A 26,903-nucleotide genomic window follows, 5' to 3' on the forward strand; every position below is an offset into this window, starting at 1 on the left:
GCTCAGGAGTTGGCGACCTGCTTCAGGTCGCGCTTCAGCTCACGCGGGAGCTGGAAGGTGATCCGCTCGTTCGCGGTGGTCACCAGCTCCACGTCCTCCCAGCCGCGCTTCTCCAGCATCGCCAGCAGGTCCATCACCAGGATGTCCGGCACGGACGCGCCACTGGTCACACCGATGGTGCCGACGCCGTCCAGCCAGGACTCGTCGACCTCCTTGGCGTAGTCGACCAGGTAGGCGGCCTTCGCGCCGTACTGCAGCGCGACCTCGACCAGCCGCACCGAGTTCGACGAGTTCTTCGAGCCGACCACGAGCACGAGGTCGCAGTCGGGAGCCATCGTCTTCACCGCGACCTGGCGGTTGGAGGTGGCGTAGCAGATGTCGTCGCTGGGCGGGTCCTGCATCTCCGGGAAGCGCTCGCGCAGCTGCTTCACCCGGACCATCGTCTCGTCGACGCTCAGCGTCGTCTGGGACAGCCAGACGACCTTGGACGGGTCGCGGACCTCGACCTTGTCCGCGTCCTCGGCGGTGTCGACGAGCTGCACGTGGTCGGGGGCCTCACCGGCGGTGCCCTCGACCTCCTCGTGCCCCTCGTGCCCGATCAGCAGGATGTCGTAGTCGTCCCTGGCGAAGCGGCGGGCCTCGTTGTGCACCTTGGTCACCAGCGGGCAGGTCGCGTCGATGGTGCGCAGGTTGCGCTCGGCGGCCTGGTCGTGCACCGCGGGCGAGACGCCGTGGGCGGAGAAGACGACGAGCGCGCCCTCCGGTACCTCGTCGGTCTCGTCGACGAAGATCGCGCCGCGGTCGCGCAGGGTCTCGACCACGTACTTGTTGTGGACGATCTCCTTGCGGACGTAGACCGGGGCGCCGTAGGTCTCCAGCGCCTTCTCGACGGTGATCACTGCCCGGTCCACGCCCGCGCAGTAGCCACGGGGGTTGGCCAGCAGCACACGCTTGGGCTTGGAGGTGGTCATGCCCCCAGCGTACGGACGGCCGAACGGACGAGTCATCCCACCGTCGACTGAGCGCGCTGGGCCGAACGGGAACCGGCGGGCGCGCGAGTTCCCAGGCGAGACCGAACTGAGGCAGGCTAGGCGCATGAAGTCCTTGCCACTGCCACTGCGCGTCGCCGCTGGTCTGGCGGTCACGGCCGTGGAACAAGCCCGGAAACTGCCGCAGTCCCTCGCCGGGCTGCCGGTCACCGTCGCGAGCGTCGCCATGCAGGCGTCCATGCGGGCGCAGCAGCACCTCACGGAGCTGGCGATCAAGGGCGATGAGGCGCTCGCCACGTTCCGCACCGCCGAGGAGGCCCCCGAATGGGCGACCTTCGACGAGGACGTCGACCTGAGCGAGCCCGCCGCCGAGGCGAAGGCCGAGGAACAGCCGGAGCCGGAGGAGGACGGCGGTCCCGAGGCCCTGCCCGGCTACGACGACCTCACCTTCGCGCAGCTGCGCGGCAGGCTGAAGTCGCTGACCGCCGAGCAGCTGGAGGAGGTGCTCGCCCACGAACGCGCGCGCGCCGACCGCGAGGCGTTCGTCCGGATGCTGACCAACCGGCTCACCACCGTCCGCGGCTCGTGACCTCTCCCAGCAGCGCCGAAGAGCCCTGGCCGGTACGCACGGTCGCCCGCAAGATCGCCGAGTGGATCAACCGCCTCGGCGCGGTGTGGGTGGAGGGCCAGGTCACCCAGATCTCCGCGCGCCCGGGAACCGGCACCGCCTTCCTGACGCTGCGCGATCCGGCCGCCGACATCTCGATCACGGTGACCTGTGCGCCCGCGCTGCTGCGCGGCATGGAGCTCGCCGAGGGCAGCCGGGTCGTCGTGCACGGCCGCCCCTCCTACTTCGCCGGTCGGGGCACGCTGAGCCTGCGCGTCGACGAGATCCGCGCGGTCGGCGTCGGCGAACTGCTGGCGCGGATCGAGCGGCTGCGGCAGCTGCTGGGCGCGGAGGGCCTGTTCGACGCGCGGCGCAAGCGGAAGCTGCCGTTCCTCCCCGGCCGCGTCGGGCTGATCACCGGGCGCGCGTCCGCCGCGGAGCGGGACGTGCTGACCAACGCCCGCGCGCGCTGGCCGTCGGTGCACTTCGAGGTCGTCAACGTGGCCGTGCAGGGCCCGACCGCGGTACCGCAGATCGTCGAGGCGCTGGCGAAGCTGGACGCCGACGCCGCGGTGGACGTGATCGTGCTGGCCAGGGGCGGCGGCAGCGTGGAGGACCTGCTGCCGTTCTCCGACGAGACCCTGTGCCGCGCGGTCGCCAGGTGCCGGACGCCGGTGGTCAGCGCCATCGGCCACGAGCCGGACACCCCGCTGGTCGACCACGTCGCGGACCTGCGCTGTTCCACGCCGACCGACGCGGGCAAGCGGGTGGTGCCCGATATGGCGGAGGAGAGCGAGCGCATCAGGCAACTGCGGAATCGGGCTCGCCGAGCTCTACACGGATGGGTGGATCGCGAGCACCGGTTGCTGGACGCGCTGCGCAGCAGGCCGGTGCTGGCCGATCCGATCACGCCGCTGCGGAACAGAGCTGACGAGGTACGCGGGCTGCGCGATCGGGCGCGCCGCGTGGTGCGCGCGGAGCTCAGCGCGGCTTACACCGGGCTAGAAGCGACTAAAGCACGCTTGACGACCTTGGGACCTGCGTCCACTCTGGCCCGCGGGTACGCGATCGTCCAACGCCTCGCACCCGACGGGAGCACACACGTGCTGCGCCATGTGGCCGACGCTCCCCCGGGAACCAGTTTGCGCGTGCGGGTCGTTGACGGTTCGGTACATGCCGTCGTGCCCGAGGAGCCCGCAGAGCGCTGAACGGAGGTAGCCGGTGCCCTTTCCGGCCCGTGAACCGACGTTCCTGCCGTTGACCGTAGCGGCTGCCCGATCCGCCGCCGACAGCCAGGTCGGTCCACCGGAGCGCGGGAGTGCGCGCGTGGTGCAGCGGCGGGCCGAGGAGGCCAACGCGGCGGCGGCCGAGTGCTGGTCAGCGCTGCTGGGCGGCTGCGTGTCCGCCGCGCGGCTGGGTCTCCCGGCTAGGCTGCGTGCGTTGTCCGAGGCGACCTCGGTCTACGCCGGTGACACCTGGTGGCTCGGCGACGGTTCGGCGCACCGCAGGAGGGTGACGGCGGCCGAGGACCGGATCGGCGAGGCGCTCTTCGAGGGCGACGGCGCCGAGTTCGCCGAGGCGTTCATCGGGTACGACCAGGCGGTCGCCACCGCGATGGTCCGGGTGCAGAGCAGGTTGGGGAGTCCCACAGCGTGAACGACAGCGGCGCGAGCACGGAGCTCGATCCCGAACTGGCCGCGCTGAGCTATGAGGCCGCGCGCGAGCAGCTCGCCGACGTGGTGCGCAGGCTGGAGGCGGGCGGCCTCTCCCTGGAGGACTCGCTGGCGCTGTGGGAGCGCGGTGAGGCGCTGGCCAAGGTGTGCGACCGGCACCTCGCCGGGGCGCGGGAGCGCGTCGACCAAGCATTGGCCGCCGTCGAGGGTGACGACCGCTAACCGGGGTCCCCCCCCGTAATCGATTCTTCCAGCGGTATCTGACGCCGCGGACACTCCCGGACGAGTTGTCCACAGGTTTGTCCACATTTGGGGTGGCTATCCACAGGCGCGTTAGGTTGGTCACCATCGGGGCCCACCACCTGGTTCGCGGCTGACTCGGTAGGTGCCTGATCTGCGAGGATCGATTTCGCGCGGTGCTCGATCCACCGCGCTGGCAGATCAACGGCGATCCGCTGCACCCACCAGGGAGGCGCGCAATGAGCACCAGTTCGGCCCGTCGTCGGGAAGCCCCCGACCGCAACCTCGCCCTTGAGCTGGTCAGGGTGACCGAGGCCGCCGCGATGGCCGCGGGCCGCTGGGTGGGGCTCGGCGAGAAGAACCGCGGCGACGGCGCGGCGGTGGACGCCATGCGCAAGCTCATCGGCACCGTCTCGATGCGCGGCGTCGTGGTGATCGGCGAGGGCGAGAAGGACGAGGCGCCCATGCTCTACAACGGCGAGGAGGTCGGCAACGGCGACGGGCCGGAGTGCGACGTCGCCGTGGACCCGATCGACGGCACCACGCTGATGAGCAAGGGCATGCCCAACGCGCTCGCGGTGCTGGCGGTGGCCGAGCGCGGCGCGATGTACGACCCGTCCGCGGTGTTCTACATGGAGAAGCTCGCCGTGGGCCCGGAGGCCGCGGGCGTGGTGGACCTGGAGGCACCGGTCGCGGAGAACATCCGCAGGGTGGCCAAGGCGAAGTCCACCGACATCTCCGACGTCACCGTCTGCATCCTGGACCGCCCCCGGCACGAGCGGCTGGTGCACGAGGTGCGCAGGGCGGGCGCGCGGATCCACTTCGTCAGCGACGGCGACGTGGCGGGCGCGATCTCGGCCGCCAGGGCGAACACCGGCGTGGACATGCTGCTGGGCATCGGCGGCACCCCCGAGGGCATCATCGCGGCGGCCGCGCTGAAGTGCGTCGGCGGCGAGATCCAGGGCCGCCTGTGGCCCAAGGACGACGAGGAGCGGCAGCGCGCCATCGACGCCGGTCACGACCTGGACCGCGTGCTCACCACCGACGACCTCGTGCGCGGCGACAACATCTTCTTCTGCGCGACCGGGGTGACGGACGGGGATCTTCTCCGTGGAGTCCACTACCGTTCGGGGGGTTGCACGACGCAGTCCATCGTGATGCGGTCCAAATCGGGCACCGTGCGGCTGATCGACGGTTACCACCGGTTGACGAAGCTGCGTGAGTACTCCTCCGTCGACTTCGACCGCACCGAGGACGAGGACGCCGAACCGCTGCCGCTGCCCTGACGAGCCGAGGCGTCGAGCCCGAACGGTCCACTCCGGAAGTCCGTTCGGGCTGATACCTCCAGCGGGTTACCCCGAACGGATTAAGCACCCACGCTTCTTGTGACTCCTGGCAGAGGGCGCCAGGGGCGAAATGAGGAGTGATCAGTGCGTACTCGTTCTCTGATCGTCGGGGTCCTCGCAGCAGTCACCGCCATCGGCGGTCTCACCCTGCCCGCCGCCGCGGCGGCAACCCCGCAAGACGACGTCTCCGCTCGCATCATCGGCGGCAAGCCCGCCAGCGAGGACTACTCGTTCATGGCTTCCCTGCAGGGCAGCTCCGGCAGGCACTCCTGCGGTGCCTCGCTGATCAAGGCCGACTGGGTCGTCACGGCCAAGCACTGCGTCGGTTCCGGCGCGGCCGGCATGCAGTTCCGGATCGGCACCAAGACCCACAACGCCGGTGGCACCGTGGTCAAGGCGGCCAAGGTCGTCACCCACGCCACCATCGACATCGCGCTGGTCAAGCTGGCCAGCCCGGTGCAGGAGAAGACCATCGCGGTCGCCGACTCGGCGGGCGCGGAGGGCACCGCGACCAGGATCATCGGCTGGGGCCTGACCTGCCCGGTCCGCGGCTGCGGTGACGTGCCGGTGCAGTTGCAGGAGCTGGACACCAAGATCCGGCCGGACAGCGCGTGCACCGGCATCACCGGCGCCCAGGAGATCTGCACCGACAACCCCGGCGGCAACTCCGGCGCCTGCTACGGCGACTCCGGCGGCCCGCAGGTGAAGAAGGTCGGGGGCGCGTGGCAGCTGATCGGCGCCACCAGCCGGGCCGGCAACGGCAACCCGACCTGCGCGACCGGTCCGTCGATCTACGTCGACGTGACCACCTTCAAGGACTGGATCGCCCAGAACACCGGGGCGTAGGCGCCCGGGTACTCGGCCCCGCCGTCCCCCGCGACGGCGGGGCCGAGCCGTGCGCGGTGACGGTGGGTAGCCCCGCCCAAAGTAGGTGTCCCCCGAACGTGAGCGGGTGTTTACCTTTTCGTGACCCTCCCGGCAGAGGGCGCCGGGAGGCGCGAAAGGAGAGAGAACAGTGCGTACTCGTTCTCTGATCGTCGGTCTCCTGGCCGCCACCGCCACCGCGGTCGGCGGCTTCTCCCTGCCCGGTGTCGCGGCCGCGTCACCGGACGGCGATGTCAGCACCATGATCGTCGGCGGCGGCAACGCCACCGAGACGTACTCGTTCATGGTGTCCCTGCAGCGCAACGGCGGGCACTTCTGCGGTGGTTCGCTGATCAAGGCGAACTGGGTGGTCACGGCCAAGCACTGCGTCCAGGGCACCAGCGCCCCGTCGATCCAGGCCCGGATCGGCAGCACCAACCGCACCAGTGGCGGCCAGGTGCTCGGCGCCAGCCGGATCGTGCTGCACCCGAGCGTCGACCTGGCGCTGGTCCAGCTCTCCGGCTCGTCCACCCAGCGGCCGGTGTCCATCGCGGCCAGCTCGGGCGCGGTCGGCACCCGGAGCCGGATCATGGGCTGGGGGCAGACCGTGGCCAGCGGCCCCGGTTCGGCCCCGATCACGCTCAAGGAGCTGAACACCTCGATCCGCGCCGACGGCGACTGCCGGGGCATCAACGGCCCGGCCGAGATCTGCACCGACAACACCGGCGGCAACCAGGGAGCCTGCTACGGCGACTCCGGCGGCCCGCAGGTGAAGGGCAGCGCGGGCAACTGGACGCTGATCGGCGCGACCAGCCGCAGCGGCAACGGCAGCTCGATCTGCGCGACCGGCCCGTCGATCTACGTCGACGTTCCCGCGCACGGCAGCTGGATCTCGTCCAACACCGGCGGTCGGTAATTCGGCACTGAGAGCCCCTTTCCGTCGAGGCGGAAAGGGGCTCTCAGTCACTTCCACAATTGCTGCGCCAAAGCGGTGAAGGGATGAGCGATTATGCGGCCGAGTGCCCCAGAGTTGTACATCCCCGACGCTGCCAACAGGCGGTACTACGAACGTGGCGCGGATCACTAGCTTCATTCTCAGCTTCGGCAGAGGGCGCCGAAGCGAGAGGAGCACTTCCGTGAAGATTCGCGCACTTCTCGTCGGACTGCTCGCCACGGCCGCCGCCGCGCTCGGCATGGCCGGGACGGCGGCAGCCACCCCTGCGAGCCCTGGTGACGTCGGCACGATGATCGTCGGCGGCACCAACGCCACCCAGACCTACTCGTTCATGGTGTCCCTGCAGAACACCTCGGGCGGGCACTTCTGCGGCGGTTCCCTGATCAAGGCCAACTGGGTGGTCACGGCCAAGCACTGCGTCCAGGGCAAGTCGCCCGCGTCGGTCAGGGCCAGGATCGGCACCACCAACCGCACCAGCGGCGGCAGCTACGTCGCCGCGGCCGCGATCCACGTCCACCCGAGCTACGACATGGCCCTGGTGCGCCTGGCCAGCTCCGTGGCGCAGGCCCCGATCAAGGTCGCGGCCAGCTCCGGCGCGGTCGGCACGGCCACCCGCATCATCGGCTGGGGCCAGACCTGCCCGAGCCCCGGCGGTTGCGGCGCGCCGATCACCCTGCAGCAGCTGAACACCTCGATCGTGGCCGACGGCTCGTGCGGCGGCATCTACGGCTCGGTGGAGATCTGCACCAGCAACCCCGGCGGCGTCGCGGGCGCCTGCTACGGCGACTCCGGCGGCCCGCAGATCAAGATGGTCGGCGGCCAGTGGGAGCTCATCGGTGCCACCAGCCGCTCGGGCGGCGGGTCGACCTGCGCCGTGCGCCCGTCGATCTACGAGGACGTCCCCGCTTTCCGCAGCTGGATCAGCGGTATCGCGGGCGCCGTCTAACCGGTACCGGGAGTGGCCCGCCGGGAGCCCGGCGGGCCACTTCTCTACTGCATTCGGGCCATCGCGGCGGCGCGATGCGCACAAAAGCCGCACTATGGACCATTGGGGGGACGGCGCATTCAATTCCCCTTTCGTCGGTACCACCCAATTCAAAACGGGCGTTTACTTTTCGTTCATCCCGGTTGAGGGCACCGGGATGGGAGGAGCGTGAACACCGTGCGAATGCGTTCTCTGCTCACCGCCGCGGTCGCCGTCGCGATCACTCTGTTCGGCCAGGGAATGGCCGCCGCGACCCCGACCGGCGATGTCGGTTCCCGGATCGTGGGCGGCGGCGACGCCACCGAGACCTACTCGTTCATGGCTTCGATGCAGGCCAAGGCCACCGGCGCGCACCGCTGCGGCGCCTCCCTGATCGCTCCGCGGTGGCTGGTCACCGCGGCCCACTGCGTCGCCCAACAGAACCCCGCCGACTACCAGTTCCGCATCGGCAGCACCAGCCGCACCGGCGGCGGTGAGCTGGTCGGCGCGGACAGGTTCGTCCAGCACCCCTGGTACATCCCGGTCTTCCTGGGCTGGAACGACATCGCCGTCGTGCACCTCACCGCACCGGTCGGCGCGGCGCCGATCAAGATCGCCGACGCCTCGCCCGCCGCGCAGACGGCCGCGCGGATCATCGGGTGGGGCCTGACCTGCCCGGAGCGCGGGTGCGGCCAGCCCCCGGTCACCCTCCAGGAACTGAACACCCGGATCGAGGCCGACAGCTCGTGTTCGGCCATCCCGTTCGACGCGCGGCACGAGCTCTGCGTCGACGCCCCGAACAACACCGCGAGCGCCTGCTTCGGCGACTCCGGCGGGCCCGCGCTGCTCAAGGCGGACGGGGTGTGGCGGCTGGCCGGGGCGACCAGTCGCGGACAGAGCCTGCGGTGCACTTCCGGCGACACCATCTACAGCGATGTGACGGCCCACCGAGACTGGATCAACCAGCAGCTCGGATCGATTCGGTAAAGGCCACCGAGACGGCTGGGGCCCGCAACCCTGCGGCGGGCCCCAGCCCATTCCCGCGTTTGCGCCTTGATCATTCCGGGTAAATCTTGTGTGAAGGCAACCCAGGCCGGATCCGTCGCGTCATGGAATACGAGCCAACAGTGCGGCTCGTGGTGCCGGTTCCGGCAGATCTTGGGGGTGCGACGTGTACGTGCGTAAGACCGTGATGACCATGGCGACGCTGACCGCGACAGGGCTGTTGCTGACAGCCTGCGGCGGCGGGGCCGACGTGCAGAACGCCGCGCAGCAGAGCCCGTTGCCCAGTTCGTCGTCCGTTCAGCCGACGACGACGTCCTCGTCGACCACGCAGCCCACGACCCAGCCGAGTTCCACGCAGCCGAAGCCGTCCGAGAAGCCCAAGCCGGAACCCAAGCCGGAGCCGAAGCCCACCGGCGAGGCCCCATGCACCAACATCGCGGCGAAGGCGTGCATCGACCTCTCGGCGAACAAGTCCTGGCTGCTGGAGGGCGGCAAGGTCGTCTACGGCCCGGTGCCGATCACCCACGGGCGCAAGGGTTATCGGACTCCGCCCGGCAGCTTCCGGGTGTTCCACAAGAACAGGAACCACAAGAGCAGCATCTTCAACAACGCGCCGATGCCGAACTCGGTGTTCTTCAACGGCGGCATCGCCTTCCACCAGGGCAGCCTGCGCCAGACCTCGCACGGCTGCATCCACCTGTCGATGGCGGCCTCGCAGAAGTACTACAGCTACCTCGGCTACGGCGACGTGGTTCAGGTCGTTCCGTAAGCGCGGCAACACGAAGGGGCGTCTCCGGTTTGCGGAGGCGCCCCTTTCACATGTTGCTGGAGTGCCCGGGGAACAGGTGCGCGGCGGGGTTGAGCGCGACCGCGATGTTGTTCACCGCCGTCGCCGCCTCGCCGAAGCCGGTGGCGATGAGCCGGACTTTTCCTTGGTACTGCGCGACATCCCCGGCCGCGTAGACGAGCGGGCGCGAGGTCCGGCCGGTGGAGTCGGTGAGCACCGTGCGCTTGTCCAGCGCGAGCCCCCAGGACTCGATCGGCCCGAGGTCCGCGGTGAACCCGAGCGCGGCGACCACGGCCTGCGCGGGCAGCTCGGAGGTCTCCCCGTTCTTCGCCTTGAGCCGCACCGACGTGAGCGGATCGCCGACCAGCTCGACGACCTCCGTGTCGACGGTGATCGGCACGCCGAGTTCCCGGACCTGGCGCACGGTCGCCTGATGAGCCCGGAAAATCGCTCTGCGGTGGACGATAGTGACGCTGCGCGCGATCGAGTGCAGCGCGAGGGCCCAGTCGAACGCCGAGTCCCCACCGCCGACGATCACCACATCCTGTCCACTGTGGACAGCCAGCTCCGGCACGAAGTACACGACACCCCGCTCCCCCGCTGGCAGCGGACGCGGCCGGAACTCGCCGAGCCCCGCGGTGACCAGAACCGCGCCCGCCCGCACCGAAGTGCCGTCCTCCATGCCGACGAGCAGCCGACCGTCCACATCGGACAGTGTGCGGGCTTTGCGGCCGAGCAGGTAGGCCGGTCGGTACTGCGCCGCCTGCTCGACGAGCCCGGCGATCAGGTCCCGCCCGCGCACGGCGGGGAACCCGGCCACGTCGTAGATCATCTTCTCCGGGTACATCGCGGTGACCTGGCCGCCCGGCTCCGGCAGCGAGTCGACCACCGCGACCCTCAAATCGCGGAACCCTGCGTAGTAGGCGGCGAACAACCCCGTGGGTCCCGCGCCAACGATCAACAGATCGAAATCCACGCTCACCTCCAGCAATTGCCCGACAGTACGTGCTGCTCCTCACGCTGCCCAGTCCTGATGATCGGAGAACACTGCGGGTATGGCTGAGCACGAATACCGGATCGAGCACGACACGATGGGTGAGGTGCGGGTCCCCGCACAGGCGCTGTGGCGCGCGCAGACACAGCGCGCCGTGGAGAACTTCCCGATCTCCGGCCGCGGCCTGGAGCGGGCGCAGATCCGGGCGCTCGGTCTGGTCAAGGCCGCGTGCGCGCGGGTCAACGGGCGGCTCGGCGTGCTCGAAGCCGACCTCGCCGAAGCCATCGCCGCTGCCGCCGACGAGGTCGCGGAGGGCCGCCACGACGAGCACTTCCCCGTCGACGTCTTCCAGACCGGCTCCGGCACGTCCTCCAACATGAACGCCAACGAGGTCATCGCGACGCTGGCCACCCGCGCGCTGGGGCGGGACGTGCACCCCAACGACCACGTGAACGCCTCGCAGTCGTCCAACGACGTCTTCCCGACCACGATCCACCTCGCCGCCACCGAGGCGGTCACGGCCGACCTGCTGCCGTCCCTCGCGCACCTCCTCGCCACCCTGGAACGCCGCGCGGAGGACTGGTCCGAGGTGGTCAAGGCGGGGCGCACGCACTTGATGGACGCCGTACCGGTGACGCTGGGCCAGGAGGCGGGCGCGTGGGCCACGCAGGTCCGCCACGGCATCGAACGGCTGCGCGAGTCCGTGCCCCGGCTCGGCCAGCTCGCGATCGGCGGCACTGCTGTCGGCAACGGGCTGAACACCCCGCGGGGCTTCGGCGCCGCCGTGGTCGCGGAACTGGTCGAGCAGACCGGGCTGGACGTCCGTGAGGCCACCGACCACTTCGAGGCGCAGGGCTCGCGGGACGGGCTGGTGGAGGCTTCCGGCCAGCTCCGCGCGGTCGCGGTGAGCCTGTTCAAGATCGCCAACGATCTGCGCTGGATGGGCAGCGGGCCGCGCACCGGGCTCGCCGAGCTGGCCCTGCCCGACCTCCAGCCCGGGTCGTCGATCATGCCGGGGAAGGTGAACCCGGTGATCTGCGAGGCCACGATGATGGTGGCGGCGCAGGTGATCGGCAACGACTCCACAGTCGCGTTCTCCGGGACGCAGGGCAACTTCGAGCTCAACGTGATGATGCCGGTGATGGCCCGCAACGTCCTGGAGTCGGCGCGGCTGCTCGCTTCGACGGCCACGTTGCTGGCGGACAAGGTCCTCGTAGGCGCGGAGCCGGACGTCGAGCGCGCACGGGAGTACGCCGAGTCCTCACCGTCGATCGTCACGCCGCTGAACCGCTACCTCGGCTATGAGGAGGCGGCCAGCATCGCGAAGCAGTCCTTGAAGGAGCGCCGCACGATCCGCGAGGTCGTAGTGGAGCGCGGACACGTCTCGGCGGGGCGGATCACCGAGGAGCAGCTGGACGAAGCTCTGGACGTTCTTCGCATGGCTCGCGGCGGTCACTGACGACAGGCGGGGTGCGTGACGCGCGGAGGCCGATCACGCACCCCGTCGCCACAACGAGTGCGCCGAGCACCGCGACCACAGTCAGCTCCTGTCTGCCGAGCGCGACAGTTGCCAACAGTCCGAACACGGGCACGAGTCCGACCAACACCGCCGCGTTCGCCGCACCGAGCACGGACACGCAGTAGTACCAAATAACGAACGCCACAGCGGTCACCATCACCGCGAGGAACAGGATCGCGAACAGTTCGGTGGTCGTAGGAATCCGCCAGTCGCTCCCGAGCCCGACAAGCGCGGAACCCAGTGCTGCGACCACGCACGAATACGCTGACACAGCAACGACTCCGAGCCGCGCGATGGCGCCGACCGCGAACAACGTGAACGACGCCTCGCCGAACATCGCGAGCAACGCCAGCACGAGTCCTGGCCCGTGCCACGCGCCACCGCCGGACAGGATCACCACACCCAGCACTACGAGCGCGGTGCCCGCGAGCGCCTTCGCCACCGGGCGTTGCCTTATAAGCAGCGGAGCGACGACTGCGATCACAAGCGGGCTGCCGCCGATGACCGCCGCCACAAAGCCGCCGTCTGCGTACTGCTGCGCGTAGAGCACCGCGGCGCTGAAGCCAACCATTCCGGTCGTCGCGGTCGCGGTCAGCGCGAACACGTCGCGGAGTGAAGGTCGCGGTAACGGCCTGCGACGCAAGACCATGAAGGAAAGCAGCAGAAACGCGGCGATGGCATAGCGAACGGCTTGGGCCGGGAACAACGGGTAGTCGGAGAGCAAGGCGGTCACCGGCACCATGCCGCCGAGCATCACGGCGGTCGCCACACCGGCGAGCACCCCACTGGTCCGAGAACGTGTCATGCCATCAGCCTGACTCCGAAGTGGTCCAGTATTAAGCTCCACTTTGATGGCGCAGAACTGGACCACTTTGCGAGAGCTCCTGCTCCCGGCCCTTGACGGCTCGGCGCGGTCGACGGAACGCGCGCTGCGGGCGGCGGTGCGCACCGGCGGCCTGCGCGCGGGCACCCGGCTGCCGTCGAGCCGGGACCTGGCAGCGCAGCTCGGTGTCTCGCGCGGCACGGTCACCGCGGCGTACGAACAGCTGGTCGCGGAGGGCTACCTGATCAGCAAACGCGGCTCGGGGACCCGTGTCGCCGAGGCGGTGAACACGGCCGTCGCGCCGCAGGACACCCCGGTCGCCACTACGAGACAGTGGCGGTACGACCTGCGCTCAGGACTACCCGCGCTGAGCATGTTCCCGAGGGCGGCCTGGTTGGCCGCGGCAAGGGCCGCACTGGCTGAGCTACCGGATGCCGCACTCGGTTATCCCGACCCGGCAGGGCTCGCAGAACTCCGCGCGGAGCTGGTCGGCTATCTGGGCCGCGTCCGCTCCGTGGTCGCATCGCCGAGCGACGTGCTGATCACACACGGTGCCTCCGAAGGCATGGCACTGCTCGCGAACGTGTTGCACCACAACGGACACACAAGCATCGCGGTCGAGCATCCGAGCCACGAGGGGCAGGCGAACCTCCTACGCTCGCATGGCCTGCACGTGGTCCCGATCGCGGTAGACGAACACGGTTTGCGGGTTGCGGACCTTGAAGCCACGGACTGTCGCGCGGTGCTTGTGACGTCCGCGCACCAGTTCCCACTAGGCGTTGCGTTGAGCCCGGAGCGGCGACACGCGCTGCTCGCGTGGGCGCGTGCGCGGGACGGCTTCGTGATCGAGGACGACTACGACGCGGAGCACCGCTACGACCGGCCCGCGGTCGGCGCGGTGCAAGCGATGGACCCGTCGCGCGTGGTGTACATGGGCAGCGTCAGCAAGACCCTCGCGCCCGCGCTGCGCCTGGGGTGGCTGGTCGCGCCGAGCCGCCTCTCGCAGGCGCTGGTCACCCGGAAGCTCATGCACGACCTGGGCTGCGGTCCGTTGCCCCAGGCCACCTTCGCGCGGTTCCTGCGCGAAGGTGGCTACGACCGGCACCTGCGCCGGACCCGCTTGGTGTACCGGGAACGGCGGGACGCGCTGCTGTCCGCCATCCACGCGCACTTCCCGTCGTGGGCGGTCGTGGGCATCGCTGCCGGGCTCCACCTGGTCGTCCGGCTGCCAGAGGGGATGAACGACGACGAGGCCCAAGATCGCTTGGCGGCAAAGGGAATTCACGCGCTGGCGCTGTCGAAGCACTCGTGGGGGCTGCCGTCGCCATACCCCGGGCTGGTGCTCGGGTACGCGGCGCTGAGCCCGGACCGGCTGCGGGCGGCGGTGGCGGAGATGGCCGAGGCGCTGGGAAACCACCCGAACGACTGACCGGCGCGGACCGGCCGACTGTCAGACCCCCGATTCATGATGGGTCCATGTTGCTCGCCGAGGTCGTCACCACGTCAGCGGCGGTGGGTGCCACCCGCTCCCGCCGCGCGAAGACCACCGCGCTCGCGGACCTGCTGCGCGCCGCGCTCAGCCCAGCGCTCGCCGGGCTGGTCGTCGCGCTGCTGATCGGCGTGCCTCGGCAGGGGAAGATCGGCGTCGGCTGGCGGCTCCTGTCCGACCTGGAAGTCCCGCCCGCACCGGAGCCCGGACTGTCACTGTCCGATGTGGACGATTACCTGCAACGCGTCTCGGAGGTCGCGGGCAAGGGCTCGACCGAGCGCAGGAAGGGACTGCTGACCGAGCTGTTCGCGCGCGCAACCGAAGCCGAGCAACGGTTCCTGTTCCGATTACTCGTCGGCGAGCTGCGTCAGGGCGCCCTGGAGGGCGTCATGGTGGACGCGGTCGCCGCCGCCTACGAGGTGCCTGCCGAAGCGGTGCGGCGGGCACTGATGCTCAGCGGGGACCTCGTGGCGACTGCGGTGACGGCCCGCGCCGAGGGCGAACCGGGGCTGGGCGCGTTCCGGCTGCGGCTAGGCAGACCGGTGCGGCCGATGCTGGCCGCACCTGCGGATTCGCTGGACACGGCCATCGCCGACCAGGGCTCGTCCAGCGTGGAGTACAAACTCGACGGCGCGCGCATCCAGGTGCACCGCGACGGCGATGAGGTGCACGTCTACACCAGAACCCTGCGGGAGATCACCGCGAGCGTTCCCGAGCTGGTCGAACTGGTGCGGGCGCTGCCGTGCCGGTCGGTGGTCCTGGACGGCGAGACGCTGGCGCTGACCGACGACGGCAGGCCCCGGCCGTTCCAGGAGACGATGAGCCGGTTCGGCGCGGCCGACCCGCGAGAACTGTTGCTGCGCCCGTACTTCTTCGACGTGCTGCACCTCGACGGGGTGGACCTGCTGGACGCTCCGTTGCGGGAACGCCTTGCCGCGCTGGAGAAAGTGGCCGGAGCGCACCGCATACCGTCCACAGTGGACCCAACGGCCGACGAGGCGTCGGCGTTGCTGGACGCCGCGCTCGCCGCCGGGCACGAGGGGGTGATGGTCAAGGCGCTGGACTCCGGCTACGCGGCGGGCAGGCGGGGCCGGGCGTGGCAGAAGGTGAAACCGGTGCACACTCTCGACCTGGTGGTGCTGGCCGCGGAGTGGGGTCACGGCAGGCGGACCGGGTTCCTGTCCAACCTGCACCTCGGCGCGCGCGATCCGGACGGCGGGCCGCCGATCATGGTCGGCAAGACCTTCAAGGGGCTCACCGACGAGCTGCTCGCCTGGCAGACGAAGGAATTCCAGGAACGGGAGGTGAGCAGGGACTCCTACACCGTGCACCTGCGGCCGGAGCTGGTGGTGGAGATCGAACTGGACGGCGCGCAGGTCAGCCCGCGCTACCCCGGCGGGGTGGCACTGCGCTTCGCCAGGGTGCTGCGCTACCGGCCGGACAAGGACCCGGCCGACGCCGACACCATCGACGCGGTCCGCGCCCTCCTCGTCGGAGCCTGAGGGGGTACGGGAAACCCCAGCACGGGATCGGGGGCTTCCCTGATCCCCAGGGGCGCGCGCGGCGGGCAGAGTTGTCGATGACGGAACCGGCCACTCGCAGGAGGATCACGTGGCACGCAGCAGGGGCACCATGGCCGCGGTCGCGGTGACGATGGGAGCACTCGCGCTGGTCGCGTGCGACACGCGGCCGCAGAAGAACGGCGCGGAGCCCCCCGCCACGACCACCTTCCAGTTCCCCGGCCCGGAGCTGCGCGTGCACGTGCTCGACCGAGGTGACATCTCGATCGAACGCGGCACCGAGAAGTCCCTTGAGGTCACCCGGCACCGGACGGGCGGGGGCAAGGACCGCGCCAACCGGCTCGCGCTGGAGAACTCCGACCTGTGGTTGGACGACGGCTGCCCGGAGACCTCGCGGGGCATCTGCGACAACCGCTACGTCATCAAGGTGCCACCGAAGGCGAACCTGGTGGTGGCCGTCGCAACCGGCGACGCCCGCGTCGAGAACGTCGAGGGCGGGCTGGACCTGAAGGTGGACCGCGGCGATGTGCGGATCAACCAGGCGGCGGGCAAGCTCAAGATCATCGCGCGGGACGGGGACGTCTCGCTGACCGCGCTGAGCGGCGGGCAGGCCGAGGTGAACGCGGAGCACGGCGACGTCCGGGCCGAGTTCTCCACGCCCCCGGCCAAGGTCGACTTCCAGGTGGCGCGCGGCGATGTGCGGGTCGAGGTGCCCGCGGGCCAGGAGCGCTACCGGCTCGACGTGCGCCCCGACAAGGGCGAGCTGCACTCCAACCTGGACAGCGACGCGGCGAGCGAGCGCTCCGTCCGCGTGTCCGCCGGTGCCGGTGACATCTCCCTGGCCAAGGGGCAGGGATGAGCAGGCTCGGCGCGCTCGTGATCCTCGGCGCGGTCCTCGCCGGGGCGGCGGCCACCGACAGCGAGCCGGACCGACCGCTGGTCGAGGTGGTCGAGTCCGGCCCGGTCCTCCAGGCCGACCTGCGCACCCCGGTGGCAGGGGTGGCTGGCAACATCATTTCCGAGCGCGACCCGGCGATCAGGAGGACGGCATGGGCCTGATGAGCGGCACTTCGAGCTACCGCGCGGTCGTCATCCTGGTCTCCTCCGCCGATCGGGCCGACCACCAGCCCGCGTACGAACGGCTGGACCTGCTGCTCAACGCCTCCTCGCCAGAGGAGGCCTACGACAAGGCCGAGCGGCACGGCAAAGCCATGAGCACCGTCACCCACGGCCCAGACGGCCCGGTCTTCTGGTCCCTGCTGCGCGTGCTCGACGTGCGCGAGCTCGACTCCACGCCCGCCGACCGGCCGCAGTACGTGGTCCCGCCGGTGCCGACGCACGCCGCATAGGAGCTTCCTCGCACCTGCGGCGGGAAGCCGGTCACGCGGGTACGCTCACCTGTTCGTGCGCTTCCTCGACGGGCATGAGCCCCGCTACGACCTGACCTACGACGACGTCTTCCTCGTGCCTGGGCGCTCCGGTGTCGAGTCAAGGTTCGACGTCGATCTGTCCACTGTGGACGGCACAGGGGCCACGATCCCCATCGCGGTGGCCAACATGACCGCCGTCGCGGGCAGGCGGATGGCCGAGACGGTGGCCCGCCGCGGTGGGCTGGTGGTGCTGCCGCAGGACGTCGCCCCGGAGGCGGTCGCAGAGATCGTCGGGTGGGTCAAGGCCCGCCACCCGGTCTGGGACACGCCCCTGGTGCTGCACCCGCACGACGCGGTCGCCGACGCGGTGAACCTGCTGCCCAAGCGCGCCCACCACGCGGTCGTCGTGGTGGACGACGCGCACCGCCCGGTCGGCATCGTCACCGAGGAGTCCTGCACCGGGGTGGACCGCTTCACCCGGCTCGGCGAGGTGGCCGACTCCGAGCTGGTCACGCTGCCGCTGGACACCGCTCCGCGCAAGGTTTTCGAGGCCCTGCACGGCCGCTCCGGGCAGCTCGCGGTGGCCGTGGACGCCGACGGCAGGCTGGCGGGCGCCCTGACGAGCGTGAGCGCGCTGCGAGCGGAAATCTACCGGCCCGCGCTGGACGGCCTCGGCAGGCTGCGGGTGGCCGCCGCGGTCGGGGTCAACGGCGATGTCGCCGCGAAGGCCCGCGAACTGCTGGACGCGGGTGTCGACGCGCTGATCGTGGACACCGCGCACGGCCACCAGGAGAAGATGATGAGCGCGCTGAAGGCCGTGCGCGCCATCGCTCCGGACGTGCCGGTGGTGGCGGGCAACGTGGTCACGGCGGAGGGCGTGCGCGATCTCGTCGACGCGGGCGCGGACGTGATCAAGGTCGGCGTCGGGCCGGGCGCCATGTGCACGACGCGGATGATGACCGGCGTCGGGCGACCGCAGTTCTCCGCGGTTGCGGAGTGCTCGGCGCAGGCGCGGCAGCTCGGCAAGCACGTGTGGGCCGACGGCGGTGTCCGGCACCCGCGCGACGTGGCGTTGGCGCTCGCCGCCGGAGCCGCGTCGGTGATGGTCGGCTCCTGGTTCGCGGGCACGTACGAGTCCCCCGGCGACCTGCTGCGCGACGAGTCCGGCCGCGCGTACAAGGAGTCCTTCGGGATGGCGTCCAAGCGGGCCGTCAGCGCGCGGACCCGCACCGACAACGCGTTCGACCGGGCGCGCAAGGCGCTGTTCGAGGAGGGCATCTCCACCTCGCGGATGCGGCTGGACCCGACCCGGCCCAGCGTCGAGGACCTGCTCGACTCGATCTGCTCCGGCGTGCGCTCGGCCTGCACGTACGCGGGCGCGCACACCCTGGAGGAGTTCCACGAGCGCGCCGTGCTCGGCATGCAGTCCGCCGCGGGCTTCGCCGAGGGCCGCCCCCTCCCCTCCGGCTGGTAACCCCCGTCCCAGCCCAGGTTGGACAGTCTTCAAGTACCCCGAACCCCGCCTCCAACGACCACTAACCGCCGCTAACCCCCGTCAGCTCGCGAGGGGGTTAGCGGCGGTTAGCGACCTCGGGGAAGGGGGTCGGGGGTACTTGAAGACCGGCACACGCAACGCGAAGCGGCCCCCACCCGGATCGGTGAGGGCCGCTTCGCGTTGGTGCGTCAGGAGATGATGTCACCTTCCAGGAGGTCGGTGACCAGGGCCGCGATCGGCGAACGCTCCGAGCGGGTCAGCGTGACGTGCGCGAAGAGCGGGTGTCCCTTGAGCTTCTCGATCACCGCCGCGATGCCGTCGTAGCGCCCGACCCGGAGGTTGTCGCGCTGGGCGACGTCGTGGGTGAGCACCACCCGCGACCCCGAGCCGAGCCTGGAGAGCACCGTGAGCAACACGTTGCGCTCCAAGGACTGCGCCTCGTCCACGATCACGAACGAGTCGTGCAGCGACCGTCCGCGGATGTGGGTCAGCGGCAGCACCTCGAGCATCCCGCGGTCCATCACCTCGTCGATGACGTCCTTGCCCGCCAAGGCACCGAGCGTGTCGAAGACCGCCTGCGCCCACGGCTGCATCTTCTCGGCCTCCGAGCCGGGCAGGTACCCGAGCTCCTGGCCGCCGACCGCGTAGACCGGCCGGAACACCACGACCTTGCGGTGCTGGCGGCGCTCCATCACCGCCTCCAGGCCCGCGCACAGCGCCAGCGCCGACTTGCCGGTCCCGGCCCGGCCACCGAGCGAGACGATGCCGATGTCCGGGTCCAGCAACAGGTCCAGCGCGATCCGCTGCTCCGCCGACCGACCGTGCAGCCCGAACGCCTCCCGGTCCCCGCGCACCAGCCGCACGCGCTTCTCGGGGGTCACCCTGGCCAGCGCGCTCGCCGAGCCCGCGAGCAGCCGCAGACCGGTGTGGCACGGCATGTCCCTGACCTCGTCCTGGTCGATGACGCTCTCCTTGAAGAGCGCGTCGACCGTGGCCGAGGTGACCTCCAGGTCGGCCATGCCGGTCCAGCCGGACGGCGTCACGTCCTGGGCGCGGTACTCGTCGGCGTCCAGGCCGACCGCACCCGCCTTGACCCGCAACGGCATGTCCTTGGTGACCAGCGTGACGGCGAGTCCCTCGGCGGCCAGGTTCAGCGCGCACGCGAGGATTCTGGCGTCGTTGGAGTCCGTCCGGAACCCGGCTGGCAGCACCTGGGGATCGGAGTGGTTGAGCTCGACGTGCAGGACTCCGCCCTGCTCGCCGACCGGCACCGGGGTGTCGAGTCGGCCGTGCCGCAACCGCAGTTCGTCGAGCAGGCGCAACGCCTCTCTCGCGAACCAGCCCAGTTCGGGGTGGTGTCGCTTCCCCTCCAACTCCCCGACCACGACGAGCGGCAGCACCACGGCGTGCTCGGCGAACCGGGTTATCGCCCACGGGTCGGACAGGAGCACCGAAGTGTCGATCACGTAGGTGCGCTGGGGGACGGCGCCTTCGGCCCCGTCCGGCTTCGGTGTGGTCCTGGAAGTGTTGGAGGAACTGTTGTTCGCCTGCGCCTGGGAACGTCGTGCTGTCACGGCAACTCCCTCACGAACGCGGCGTCCGCGTCCGCTTACCTCGGTGGGCCGGGCATCCGCCCCTGGTGCTTCCTTGGTGCGTGAAACCGGTGGGTCCGGTTTCACACCCCGCGGTCGCGAGGGCCGGGCGCCGGCCCCCTCGGGTGTCGTGTGGACGGAGTGACCGTCACGCAGTTGACAACCAAGACCAGGGCCTCCCGGGGCAGGCCGTTTCGGACACGACCTACCACATCGGAAGTTACCCCCGAACACTGGCCCCGCGCAGAGAGCCACACAGGTGATTCGCTAGATCGTCATCGCAACGCTACGTACCGCTTACACAGCGGCGGCGGCCCACGAGAGCCCCTGCTCAGAGCGACGGTGCCGGACCCAAATCGACTACGGAGGGTAACCTCTCCAGCCAGCTCCGCGGCCCGGAGTGCTGCACCCTGAGCCCGGCGACACGGGCCGCAAACGCCAGGTGATCAGCCACTTTCCCGCCGCTCCAACCGCGGGCGGCGACCGCGTGGGCGAAGGCCCCGTGGAACACGTCACCGGCACCCAGCGTGTCCTGAACCGATACGACCGGCACCGGAACCTCGCCGCGGACGTCGTCGCGCCACCACACGATCGGATCATGTCCCCGGGTCATCGCCCCAACCGCCACCCGTTCGCCGAGTGCCCGAATTGTCCGCTCCTCCTGCTCACAATTCGGTAACCGGTAGTCGCCCGAGCACACCGCGATGTCCACCCAGTCCAGCAACTGCTCGTGGTGCGGCTTGTAGCGACCGGCGTCGAAGACCACCGCCACGCCGAGCCGGGCCGCGGTCTGCGCCGCCGCCAGCGCGAGCCGGGGGTGGTGCCCGTCGAGCAGCAACACGTCCGCCGACGACACCAGCCGCGTCAGCTCGGCGGGCGGGCACGGGTCCACGCCGCGGGCGTCGGCGGAGACGACGCTGCGCTCCCCCGTGCCCTCGTGCACCGCGATCGCGGAGACCCCGGGCGCCTCGACGCGGTCGGGCGTGGCGTCGCGGACGCTGATCCGGAACGCGGTGAGCTCGTCGCGGATGGAGTGCGCCAGCGGGTGCGTCCCGAGCGCGGTCAGGAGCGTGACCCGCGACCCCAGCGCCGCCGCGGTGACGGCCGCGTTCGTGGCTGGCCCGCCCGCGGCCACGTCCTGCCGGGTCGAGGTGAGCTTGGTGTTCGCGGCGGGGAAGACCGGGACCCGGTGCACCACGTCGACCGTCGCCAGTCCGACGCACAGCACCGCTCCGGCCCGGTCAGCCACCACGCGGGACCACCGGAACGGCGGCGGCGAGCTCCTCGCGCACGGTCACCGGCACCAACGGCTCGTCGAGCAGTCTGCGGTAGCGCTCCGCGAGGTCCTGGCCGCTGGGACGCGCGTCGAGCCACGCGCGCAGCAGCCGGTAGCCCTCGACGTAGGTGGACGTGTAGGCGCGCCACAGCGGGTCGGACAGGAAGCGCAGCATCTGCTTGGCCCGCGCCTCGTTCACCAGCAGCCAGCGCTGGAGGAAGGCCGAGACCTCGTCCGGGTCGGCGCCGTGGTGGTGCAGCATCAGCGCCGCGTCCTGCCGCACGGACAGCAGCCCGCCGAGCGCGCCCTCCATCCGCTCGACCTGCTCGCCCTCCATGTGCAGGCCGAAGTCGCCGAGGACCTCCTGCGTCCACGGGCCCCACCCGGCGCCGACGAGCGCGTGCAGGCCCAGATCGGCCAGCCCCTCCGCCATCAGGCACTGCGGGGTGTTCACCAGGAAGATCGTCTGCTCGCTCTGGCCGTGCTTGCCGACGAGCCCGGCCTCCTTGCGGCAGTGCTCGGTGTGGTGGCCCGGGTAGGACTCGTGCGCGATCAGGTGCGGCAGGTTCGCCATCCGGTGCCCGAGATCGGCGTTGATCGCGACCTTCGACCGGTAGTCACCGAGGTAGTAGTTGAACCCGCTCCACGGCTTGTCGGTGACCACCTCGTACTGGACGGTCTCCTGCTCCGGTAGCCCGAAGACCGTGCGCGCCTTGTCCCGCAACACGCTGGAGAGCGCGTGCACGCACGGCTCCAGCTTCTCCGCGGGCACCTCGTCGCGCTTGCGGAAGGCGCTGAGCCGCTCGCCGAGCGATCCGTCGCCGGGCAGCAGCCGGTCCAGCTCGCGGTGGGCCTCGCGGTAGCCGTCCTCCTCGCCGCGGGAGATCCGGACCTGGAAGTAGGCCTCGACCTCGTCGACGAAGCTGACGTCCTGCCCGGCGAGCTTGCGGCCGGAGCACTCCAGCGCGACGAGGTGGGCGTCGAGGAAGCGGACGCGCTCGGGCGCGAGGTCGATCCCGGCCAGCTCACCGCGCAGGTCCCTGGCGCGGGCGGCCAGCGCCTCCGGATCGGGCGCTGGCTCGTTCTCCACCTGCCTGCGCAGCGCGGGATCGCCCGTGTACGCGTCGACGAAGCCCTCAACGAGGCGATCAAACCGCAGGCCGAGCAGCAGGTACTCGCGAACGAGCTGGGTTCCCTCCACGGCGCGGGAGCTTACGAGCCTTCGCTAGTTCCCGAAACGGCGGTGCCGCGCGCCGAACTCGCGCAGCGCGCGCAGGAAGTCGACGCGGCGGAAGTCCGGCCAGTACGCGTCGCAGAACCAGAACTCCGAGTGCGCCGACTGCCAGAGCAGGAAACCCGAAAGGCGCTGTTCACCGGAGGTGCGGATGACCAGGTCCGGGTCGGGCTGACCGGAGGTGTAGAGGTGCTCGGCGATGTGGTCGACGTCGAGGACCTCCGCCAGCTCCTCGATGCTGGTGCCCGCCTCGGCGTGCTTGAGCAGCAGCTTGCGCACGGCGTCGGCGATCTCCTGCCGCCCGCCGTAGCCGACGGCGATGTTGACCTGCATGCCGGTGCGGTTCTTGGTGCGCACGGAGGCGGAGGAGAGCCGGTGGGCGATCTCCTCCGGCAGCTTGTCCAGCGTGCCGACGATGCGCACCTGCCACGGCGTCTCCGGCGCGGCCAGCTCGTCGACCACCCCGGCGATGATCTCCAGCAGCGGCTGGAGCTCCGACGCCTCGCGGTTGAGGTTGTCGGTGGACAGCAACCAGAGCGTCGCGACCTCGACCCCGGCGTCCTGGCACCAGTTCAGCAGGTGCGCGATCCGGTCGGCGCCCGCGCGGTGGCCGTCGTTGACGTCGTCGAGCCCGGCCTCGCGGGCCCACCGGCGGTTCCCGTCGAGCATGACGCCGACGTGGCGCGGGTGCTGCTGACCGACAACGGCCCGGCTGAGCCGCCATTCGTAGCCCTTGTAGACGATGTCCCGGGCCCGTTTCCACAACCGCGTATCGCGCACACCCACGTCTGAAAAGGGTACGCCGGGTGTAGGAGGCACCCGAACCGGCCACACTCGACACATGAGCGGACACGGAGAGTCAGCGATGATGGAGCAGGTCCTGCGGTCCATGCGGACGATCGCGGTGGTCGGCGCGAGCGACCGCCCCGACCGGCCGAGCCACGGCGTCGCGACCTACCTCCAGCGCGCCGGGTTCCAGGTGTTCGCGGTCAACCCGAAGCTCTCCGGTGAGCTGTTCGGCAACCCCGTCCACGCCGCGCTCGAAGACATCCCGGAGCCGATCGACGTGGTGGACGTGTTCCGCCGCCCCTCGGATGTGCCGCCCGTGGTCGAGTCCGCGATCGCCGTGCGCGCGAAGGCCGTCTGGCTCCAGCTGGGCATCACCAACGCCAACGCGGAGGCCCGGGCAAGGGACGCGGGCCTGTCCGTCATCGCCAACCGATGCCTCAAGGTCGAGCACGCCCGCCTCCCCTGACCCTCCACCCAGCCCCCACCAATGCCTCGTTTGTCCCGTTGAACGTGCTGAATGAGTCATTCGGTGCGCTCAGCCGCCCCAATGACTCATTCAGCACGTTCGGCCTCGGTCCCCGAACGGCTCGTTTGGGGCGTTGAGGTCCCCGAACGACTCGTTCAGGGCGCTGGAAGTACCCCAATGACTCGTTTGGGGCGTTGGAGTCCCTGAACGAGTCGTTGAGGGCGTTGAGGTCCCTGAACGGGTCGTTCGGGGCGGCCGGAAGTACCTGAATGAGTCATTGGGGGAGCTGGAGTACCTCAATGACTCATTCAGTGCGGAAGACCACTCCTGGGAGGACTGTGATATCGACCAGGGTTACTTGCACGTAACCTACGGTGCCGTAACCTTGGGGGCGTGACCACGGAATCCCTTGCCACGACGGTGGAACCGGCCTTCGAGAAGCCGCGGATGCGGGGCTGGATCCACTTCTGGTCCTTCTGGATCTCATTCGCCACCGGCGCCACGCTGATCGCGTTCGCCGCGTCCACCGTGGGCGCGAAGGCCGCGCTCGGCACCTCCGTCTACGCGGTGACCGTGCTCGGCCTGTTCGGGATCAGCGCGCTCTACCACCGGCGGGACTGGCTGACCAGCCAGGCGCGGGTGTGGATGAAGCGGCTGGACCACTCGATGATCTTCGTGTTCATCGCGGGCACGTACACGCCGTTCTCCCTGCTGGCCATGCCGCCGGAGACCGGGACGACGGTGCTCGCCGTGGTCTGGGGCGGAGCTGTCGCCGGCGTCGCGCTGAAGCTCGCGTGGCCGACCGCGCCGCGCTGGCTGGGCACGCCGATCTACATCGCGCTCGGCTGGGTGGCCGTGTTCGTGCTGCCGGACATCCTGGCAACGGGCGGTGTCACCGCGCTGGTGCTGCTGCTGGTCGGCGGCGGCTTCTACACGATCGGCGGCGTGCTCTACGCGACCTCGTGGCCGAACCCGTGGCCGAAGACCTTCGGGCACCACGAGTTCTTCCACGCCGCGACCGTGCTCGCCGCGATCTGCCACTACGTGGCGATCTGGTTCGTCTTGTACCCCTAGGCGGGCGGCAGCTTCGCGGTGGCCGAGCGGGCCAGCTCGACAGCCGTCGCGCAGCGCTGGGCGAGCGGTTGGCTGCCGCTGACGCGGATGCTCAGCAGTTCGATCCGCTTCCCGTACGCGCGGTGGGGCACACGGATCGCGCAGGTGTCGTCGTCCTCACCCTCCTCCTGTTTGAAGTACGCCTCGCGGCCGCCGATCCGGACCAGTTGCCCGTCGTCGGCGGCCAGCGGCGTCGCCCGGTCGAAGATGACCGTCACACCGATGGTGGGTTCGCTGTTGCGCCAACGGCATTCCCAGTCGGCGAAGGCGGTGTCCGGGCGGCGGGGGTCGATACCCGGAACCCGGTTGAGGGCCTCGGCGTCGAGCAGTCCGCAGGCGCCCACCGTGGCGAGCGAGTTCGGCGCGAACGGGGTCGTGCGCCGCGGCAAACCGCCCTGCCGTTCCAGCACCGAAATGGCGTGACCGGACACCGCGTCGGCCAGCGCGCACAGGTTCGCCGCCCCCCGCTTGGACCGTTCCACGCCGATGACGACCCGGTTCCGGTCGGCCAGGACGATCGTGTGCACGCAGAGGGTTCCGGTGTACGACTCCCGGGCGATCCCCACATCGCCCCGCTCTTCGTAGGTCCCCGGCGGGTTCAGACCGGGTGGCAACGCGTCTTCGAGGCGCAGCTGGACGTCGACCTTGATCCCGTCGAACATCCGCACGTCCAGATCGCAGCGGCTGAAGACGCCGCGGTCCTCGACCAGGGTGGCCGTGCCGAAACCCTTGAGGGCGGCGGGATCCAGCAATGCGCAGGGATCGGCCGTCCGCTGGTCGCCCGCCCCCAGCACCCGGCCGGACCCGCCCCAGAAGTACACCAGCGCGGCGACGATCGCGATCACCAGGCCCACAGCCGCAACGAGCACGCCGCGTCGCGGTCTGTCCACAGTGGACTTCTCCGGCGCGGGCTCGCCCAGGACCGCCCTGAGCATCCGCAGCGCCTCGGCCGCGTCCGGCCGGTCCTCGGGCTCCGGGCGGAGCAACGCCTTCAGCACCGGCGCCAGCTCGCCCGCCTTGCCCGGCGACGAGATCTTCCCCCGGCTCGCCCTGTGCAGCATCGCCCGCGCGTTGCCCGTCGATCCGTACGGCGACTCCCCCTCCACGGCCGCGAAAAGCGTTGCCCCGAGCGAGAAGACGTCCGACGCGGAAGTCGGCTTGTCGTGCCGGGCCACCTCGGGAGCCACGTAGGCGGGAGTGCCGCTGACCAGGCCGGTGTCGGTCAGCGTCACCGCTGCGCCGATCACGTGCGAGATGCCGAAGTCGGTCAGCTTGGCGGTGTCGTCCTCGGTGACGAGCACGTTGCCCGGCTTGACGTCTCCGTGCACGACCCCGTGCGCGTGCACGGCGCGCAGCGCGTCGGCGATCTGCGCCCCGATCCGCGCGGCCCGCCGCGGCGGCAGCGAGCCCTCGTCCTCCAGGATCTCGGCCAGGCTCCGCGAGGGCACGTACTCCAGCACGAGCCAGTGGTCAGCCCCGTCCTGGACCACGTCGAACAACGTGACCACGTGCGGGTGGTGCAGGGCTGCCGCGATCCGCGCCTCGTCCTTGAGTCGGGCGAGATCGCGCTCGCCCGCCCCGGGTAATGCCCGCTTCAGCGCGACGACGCGGCCCAGTTGCTCGTCGGTGGCGCGCGAGACGACGCCCTTGCCACCCGCACCGATCCGCTCCTGGAGCCGGAACCGGCCGGCGATCAGCTGATCCGCCACGCGGCCGGATGGTACTGGGCGTGTGCTCACCACCACGGGCAGTCATCAACGCCTCTGGCGAACACCTGACTTCCGGCGCGTAGG

27 protein-coding genes are annotated in these 26,903 nt (G+C 70.5%); 19 read left to right on the plus strand and 8 right to left on the minus strand.

Going from position 1 to position 26,903, the window contains the following annotated elements; translation table 11 throughout:
• Positions 1-2 precede the first annotated feature (2 nt).
• Positions 3-971: a 4-hydroxy-3-methylbut-2-enyl diphosphate reductase gene (locus NLX83_RS05260; RefSeq protein WP_254233731.1), complete on the minus strand. Its 969-nt coding sequence runs from the start codon at positions 969-971 to the stop codon at positions 3-5.
• A 124-nt stretch (positions 972-1,095) separates the two neighbouring features.
• On the opposite strand from NLX83_RS05260, the gene NLX83_RS05265 reads away from it, so the two are divergent.
• The 10 genes from NLX83_RS05265 to NLX83_RS05310 all read left to right on the plus strand — a co-directional run bounded on the left by NLX83_RS05265 (position 1,096) and on the right by NLX83_RS05310 (position 9,412).
• Positions 1,096-1,578: a lipid droplet-associated protein gene (locus NLX83_RS05265; RefSeq protein WP_254233732.1), complete on the plus strand. Its 483-nt coding sequence runs from the start codon at positions 1,096-1,098 to the stop codon at positions 1,576-1,578.
• The gene (xseA, locus tag NLX83_RS05270; protein WP_254233733.1) at positions 1,575-2,804 is read left to right on the plus strand and encodes an exodeoxyribonuclease VII large subunit; all 1,230 of its coding nucleotides are present in this window, start codon (positions 1,575-1,577) and stop codon (positions 2,802-2,804) included. The genes NLX83_RS05265 and xseA overlap by 4 nt, the downstream gene beginning before the upstream one ends.
• Before the next feature lie 13 nt (positions 2,805-2,817).
• On the plus strand, positions 2,818-3,252 hold the full coding sequence (locus tag NLX83_RS05275) for a hypothetical protein (RefSeq protein WP_254233734.1): 435 nt from the start codon (positions 2,818-2,820) through the stop codon (positions 3,250-3,252).
• Entirely contained in the window at positions 3,249-3,491 is a 243-nt protein-coding gene (locus NLX83_RS05280) for an exodeoxyribonuclease VII small subunit (RefSeq protein ID WP_254233735.1), read from the plus strand. The genes NLX83_RS05275 and NLX83_RS05280 overlap by 4 nt, the downstream gene beginning before the upstream one ends.
• A gap of 257 nt (positions 3,492-3,748) precedes the next feature.
• Positions 3,749-4,795: a class II fructose-bisphosphatase gene (gene glpX / locus NLX83_RS05285; RefSeq protein ID WP_254233736.1), complete on the plus strand. Its 1,047-nt coding sequence runs from the start codon at positions 3,749-3,751 to the stop codon at positions 4,793-4,795.
• A 144-nt stretch (positions 4,796-4,939) separates the two neighbouring features.
• Positions 4,940-5,701, plus strand: coding sequence for a S1 family peptidase (locus NLX83_RS05290; protein WP_254233737.1), 762 nt, complete (start codon positions 4,940-4,942; stop codon positions 5,699-5,701).
• A gap of 169 nt (positions 5,702-5,870) precedes the next feature.
• Entirely contained in the window at positions 5,871-6,635 is a 765-nt protein-coding gene (locus tag NLX83_RS05295) for a S1 family peptidase (protein WP_254233738.1), read from the plus strand.
• Positions 6,636-6,855: 220 nt separating this feature from the next.
• The gene (locus NLX83_RS05300) at positions 6,856-7,620 is read left to right on the plus strand and encodes a S1 family peptidase (protein WP_254233739.1); all 765 of its coding nucleotides are present in this window, start codon (positions 6,856-6,858) and stop codon (positions 7,618-7,620) included.
• A gap of 222 nt (positions 7,621-7,842) precedes the next feature.
• Positions 7,843-8,625: a S1 family peptidase gene (locus NLX83_RS05305; RefSeq protein ID WP_254236089.1), complete on the plus strand. Its 783-nt coding sequence runs from the start codon at positions 7,843-7,845 to the stop codon at positions 8,623-8,625.
• A gap of 190 nt (positions 8,626-8,815) precedes the next feature.
• Positions 8,816-9,412 (plus strand): L,D-transpeptidase, encoded by a 597-nt coding sequence (locus NLX83_RS05310; protein WP_254233740.1) that lies wholly within the window; start codon positions 8,816-8,818, stop codon positions 9,410-9,412.
• 46 nt (positions 9,413-9,458) lie between these two features.
• Here NLX83_RS05310 and NLX83_RS05315 read toward each other — a convergent pair whose 3' ends face one another.
• Entirely contained in the window at positions 9,459-10,412 is a 954-nt protein-coding gene (locus NLX83_RS05315; protein WP_254236090.1) for an NAD(P)/FAD-dependent oxidoreductase, read from the minus strand.
• A 73-nt stretch (positions 10,413-10,485) separates the two neighbouring features.
• Between NLX83_RS05315 and NLX83_RS05320 the strand changes: the two genes are divergently transcribed.
• On the plus strand, positions 10,486-11,883 hold the full coding sequence (locus NLX83_RS05320; RefSeq protein ID WP_254233741.1) for a class II fumarate hydratase: 1,398 nt from the start codon (positions 10,486-10,488) through the stop codon (positions 11,881-11,883).
• Here the strand turns inward: NLX83_RS05320 and NLX83_RS05325 are convergent.
• The gene (locus NLX83_RS05325; RefSeq protein ID WP_254233742.1) at positions 11,822-12,748 is read right to left on the minus strand and encodes a DMT family transporter; all 927 of its coding nucleotides are present in this window, start codon (positions 12,746-12,748) and stop codon (positions 11,822-11,824) included. The genes NLX83_RS05320 and NLX83_RS05325 overlap by 62 nt on opposite strands.
• Before the next feature lie 46 nt (positions 12,749-12,794).
• Between NLX83_RS05325 and pdxR the strand changes: the two genes are divergently transcribed.
• From pdxR to NLX83_RS05355, 6 genes are all read left to right on the plus strand, one after another.
• Positions 12,795-14,195, plus strand: coding sequence for a MocR-like pyridoxine biosynthesis transcription factor PdxR (gene pdxR, locus NLX83_RS05330; RefSeq protein ID WP_254233743.1), 1,401 nt, complete (start codon positions 12,795-12,797; stop codon positions 14,193-14,195).
• Between the two features lie 47 nt (positions 14,196-14,242).
• On the plus strand, positions 14,243-15,757 hold the full coding sequence (locus NLX83_RS05335; protein ID WP_254233744.1) for an ATP-dependent DNA ligase: 1,515 nt from the start codon (positions 14,243-14,245) through the stop codon (positions 15,755-15,757).
• A 109-nt stretch (positions 15,758-15,866) separates the two neighbouring features.
• Positions 15,867-16,634 (plus strand): DUF4097 family beta strand repeat-containing protein, encoded by a 768-nt coding sequence (locus NLX83_RS05340; protein WP_254233745.1) that lies wholly within the window; start codon positions 15,867-15,869, stop codon positions 16,632-16,634.
• Positions 16,631-16,834 (plus strand): hypothetical protein, encoded by a 204-nt coding sequence (locus NLX83_RS05345; protein ID WP_254233746.1) that lies wholly within the window; start codon positions 16,631-16,633, stop codon positions 16,832-16,834. Before NLX83_RS05340 ends, NLX83_RS05345 begins: the two co-directional genes overlap by 4 nt.
• Positions 16,825-17,124, plus strand: coding sequence for a DUF4288 domain-containing protein (locus NLX83_RS05350; RefSeq protein ID WP_254233747.1), 300 nt, complete (start codon positions 16,825-16,827; stop codon positions 17,122-17,124). The genes NLX83_RS05345 and NLX83_RS05350 overlap by 10 nt, the downstream gene beginning before the upstream one ends.
• A gap of 55 nt (positions 17,125-17,179) precedes the next feature.
• Positions 17,180-18,619, plus strand: coding sequence for a GuaB1 family IMP dehydrogenase-related protein (locus NLX83_RS05355; protein WP_254233748.1), 1,440 nt, complete (start codon positions 17,180-17,182; stop codon positions 18,617-18,619).
• Between the two features lie 209 nt (positions 18,620-18,828).
• On the opposite strand, the gene NLX83_RS05360 is transcribed toward NLX83_RS05355, so the two are convergent.
• The 4 genes from NLX83_RS05360 to NLX83_RS05375 form a co-directional block, all read right to left on the minus strand.
• Positions 18,829-20,106, minus strand: a complete 1,278-nt coding sequence (locus tag NLX83_RS05360) for a PhoH family protein (RefSeq protein WP_254236091.1) — start codon at positions 20,104-20,106, stop codon at positions 18,829-18,831.
• 457 nt (positions 20,107-20,563) lie between these two features.
• The gene (locus NLX83_RS05365; protein ID WP_254233749.1) at positions 20,564-21,484 is read right to left on the minus strand and encodes a PfkB family carbohydrate kinase; all 921 of its coding nucleotides are present in this window, start codon (positions 21,482-21,484) and stop codon (positions 20,564-20,566) included.
• Positions 21,474-22,709 (minus strand): DUF885 domain-containing protein, encoded by a 1,236-nt coding sequence (locus NLX83_RS05370; protein WP_254233750.1) that lies wholly within the window; start codon positions 22,707-22,709, stop codon positions 21,474-21,476. The genes NLX83_RS05365 and NLX83_RS05370 overlap by 11 nt, the downstream gene beginning before the upstream one ends.
• A gap of 24 nt (positions 22,710-22,733) precedes the next feature.
• On the minus strand, positions 22,734-23,528 hold the full coding sequence (locus tag NLX83_RS05375; protein WP_254233751.1) for an isoprenyl transferase: 795 nt from the start codon (positions 23,526-23,528) through the stop codon (positions 22,734-22,736).
• A 55-nt stretch (positions 23,529-23,583) separates the two neighbouring features.
• On the opposite strand from NLX83_RS05375, the gene NLX83_RS05380 reads away from it, so the two are divergent.
• Positions 23,584-23,997 carry a CoA-binding protein gene (locus NLX83_RS05380; RefSeq protein WP_254233752.1) on the plus strand — a complete coding sequence of 138 codons (414 nt, stop codon included), beginning with the start codon at positions 23,584-23,586 and terminating at the stop codon, positions 23,995-23,997.
• A gap of 393 nt (positions 23,998-24,390) precedes the next feature.
• Positions 24,391-25,071 carry a PAQR family membrane homeostasis protein TrhA gene (trhA, locus tag NLX83_RS05385; protein ID WP_374118659.1) on the plus strand — a complete coding sequence of 227 codons (681 nt, stop codon included), beginning with the start codon at positions 24,391-24,393 and terminating at the stop codon, positions 25,069-25,071.
• Here trhA and NLX83_RS05390 read toward each other — a convergent pair.
• Positions 25,068-26,819, minus strand: a complete 1,752-nt coding sequence (locus NLX83_RS05390; protein WP_254233753.1) for a serine/threonine-protein kinase — start codon at positions 26,817-26,819, stop codon at positions 25,068-25,070. The genes trhA and NLX83_RS05390 overlap by 4 nt on opposite strands.
• Positions 26,820-26,903 lie beyond the last annotated feature (84 nt).

The organism is Allokutzneria sp. A3M-2-11 16 (assembly GCF_024213555.1).
Lineage (GTDB): Bacteria > Actinomycetota > Actinomycetes > Mycobacteriales > Pseudonocardiaceae > Allokutzneria.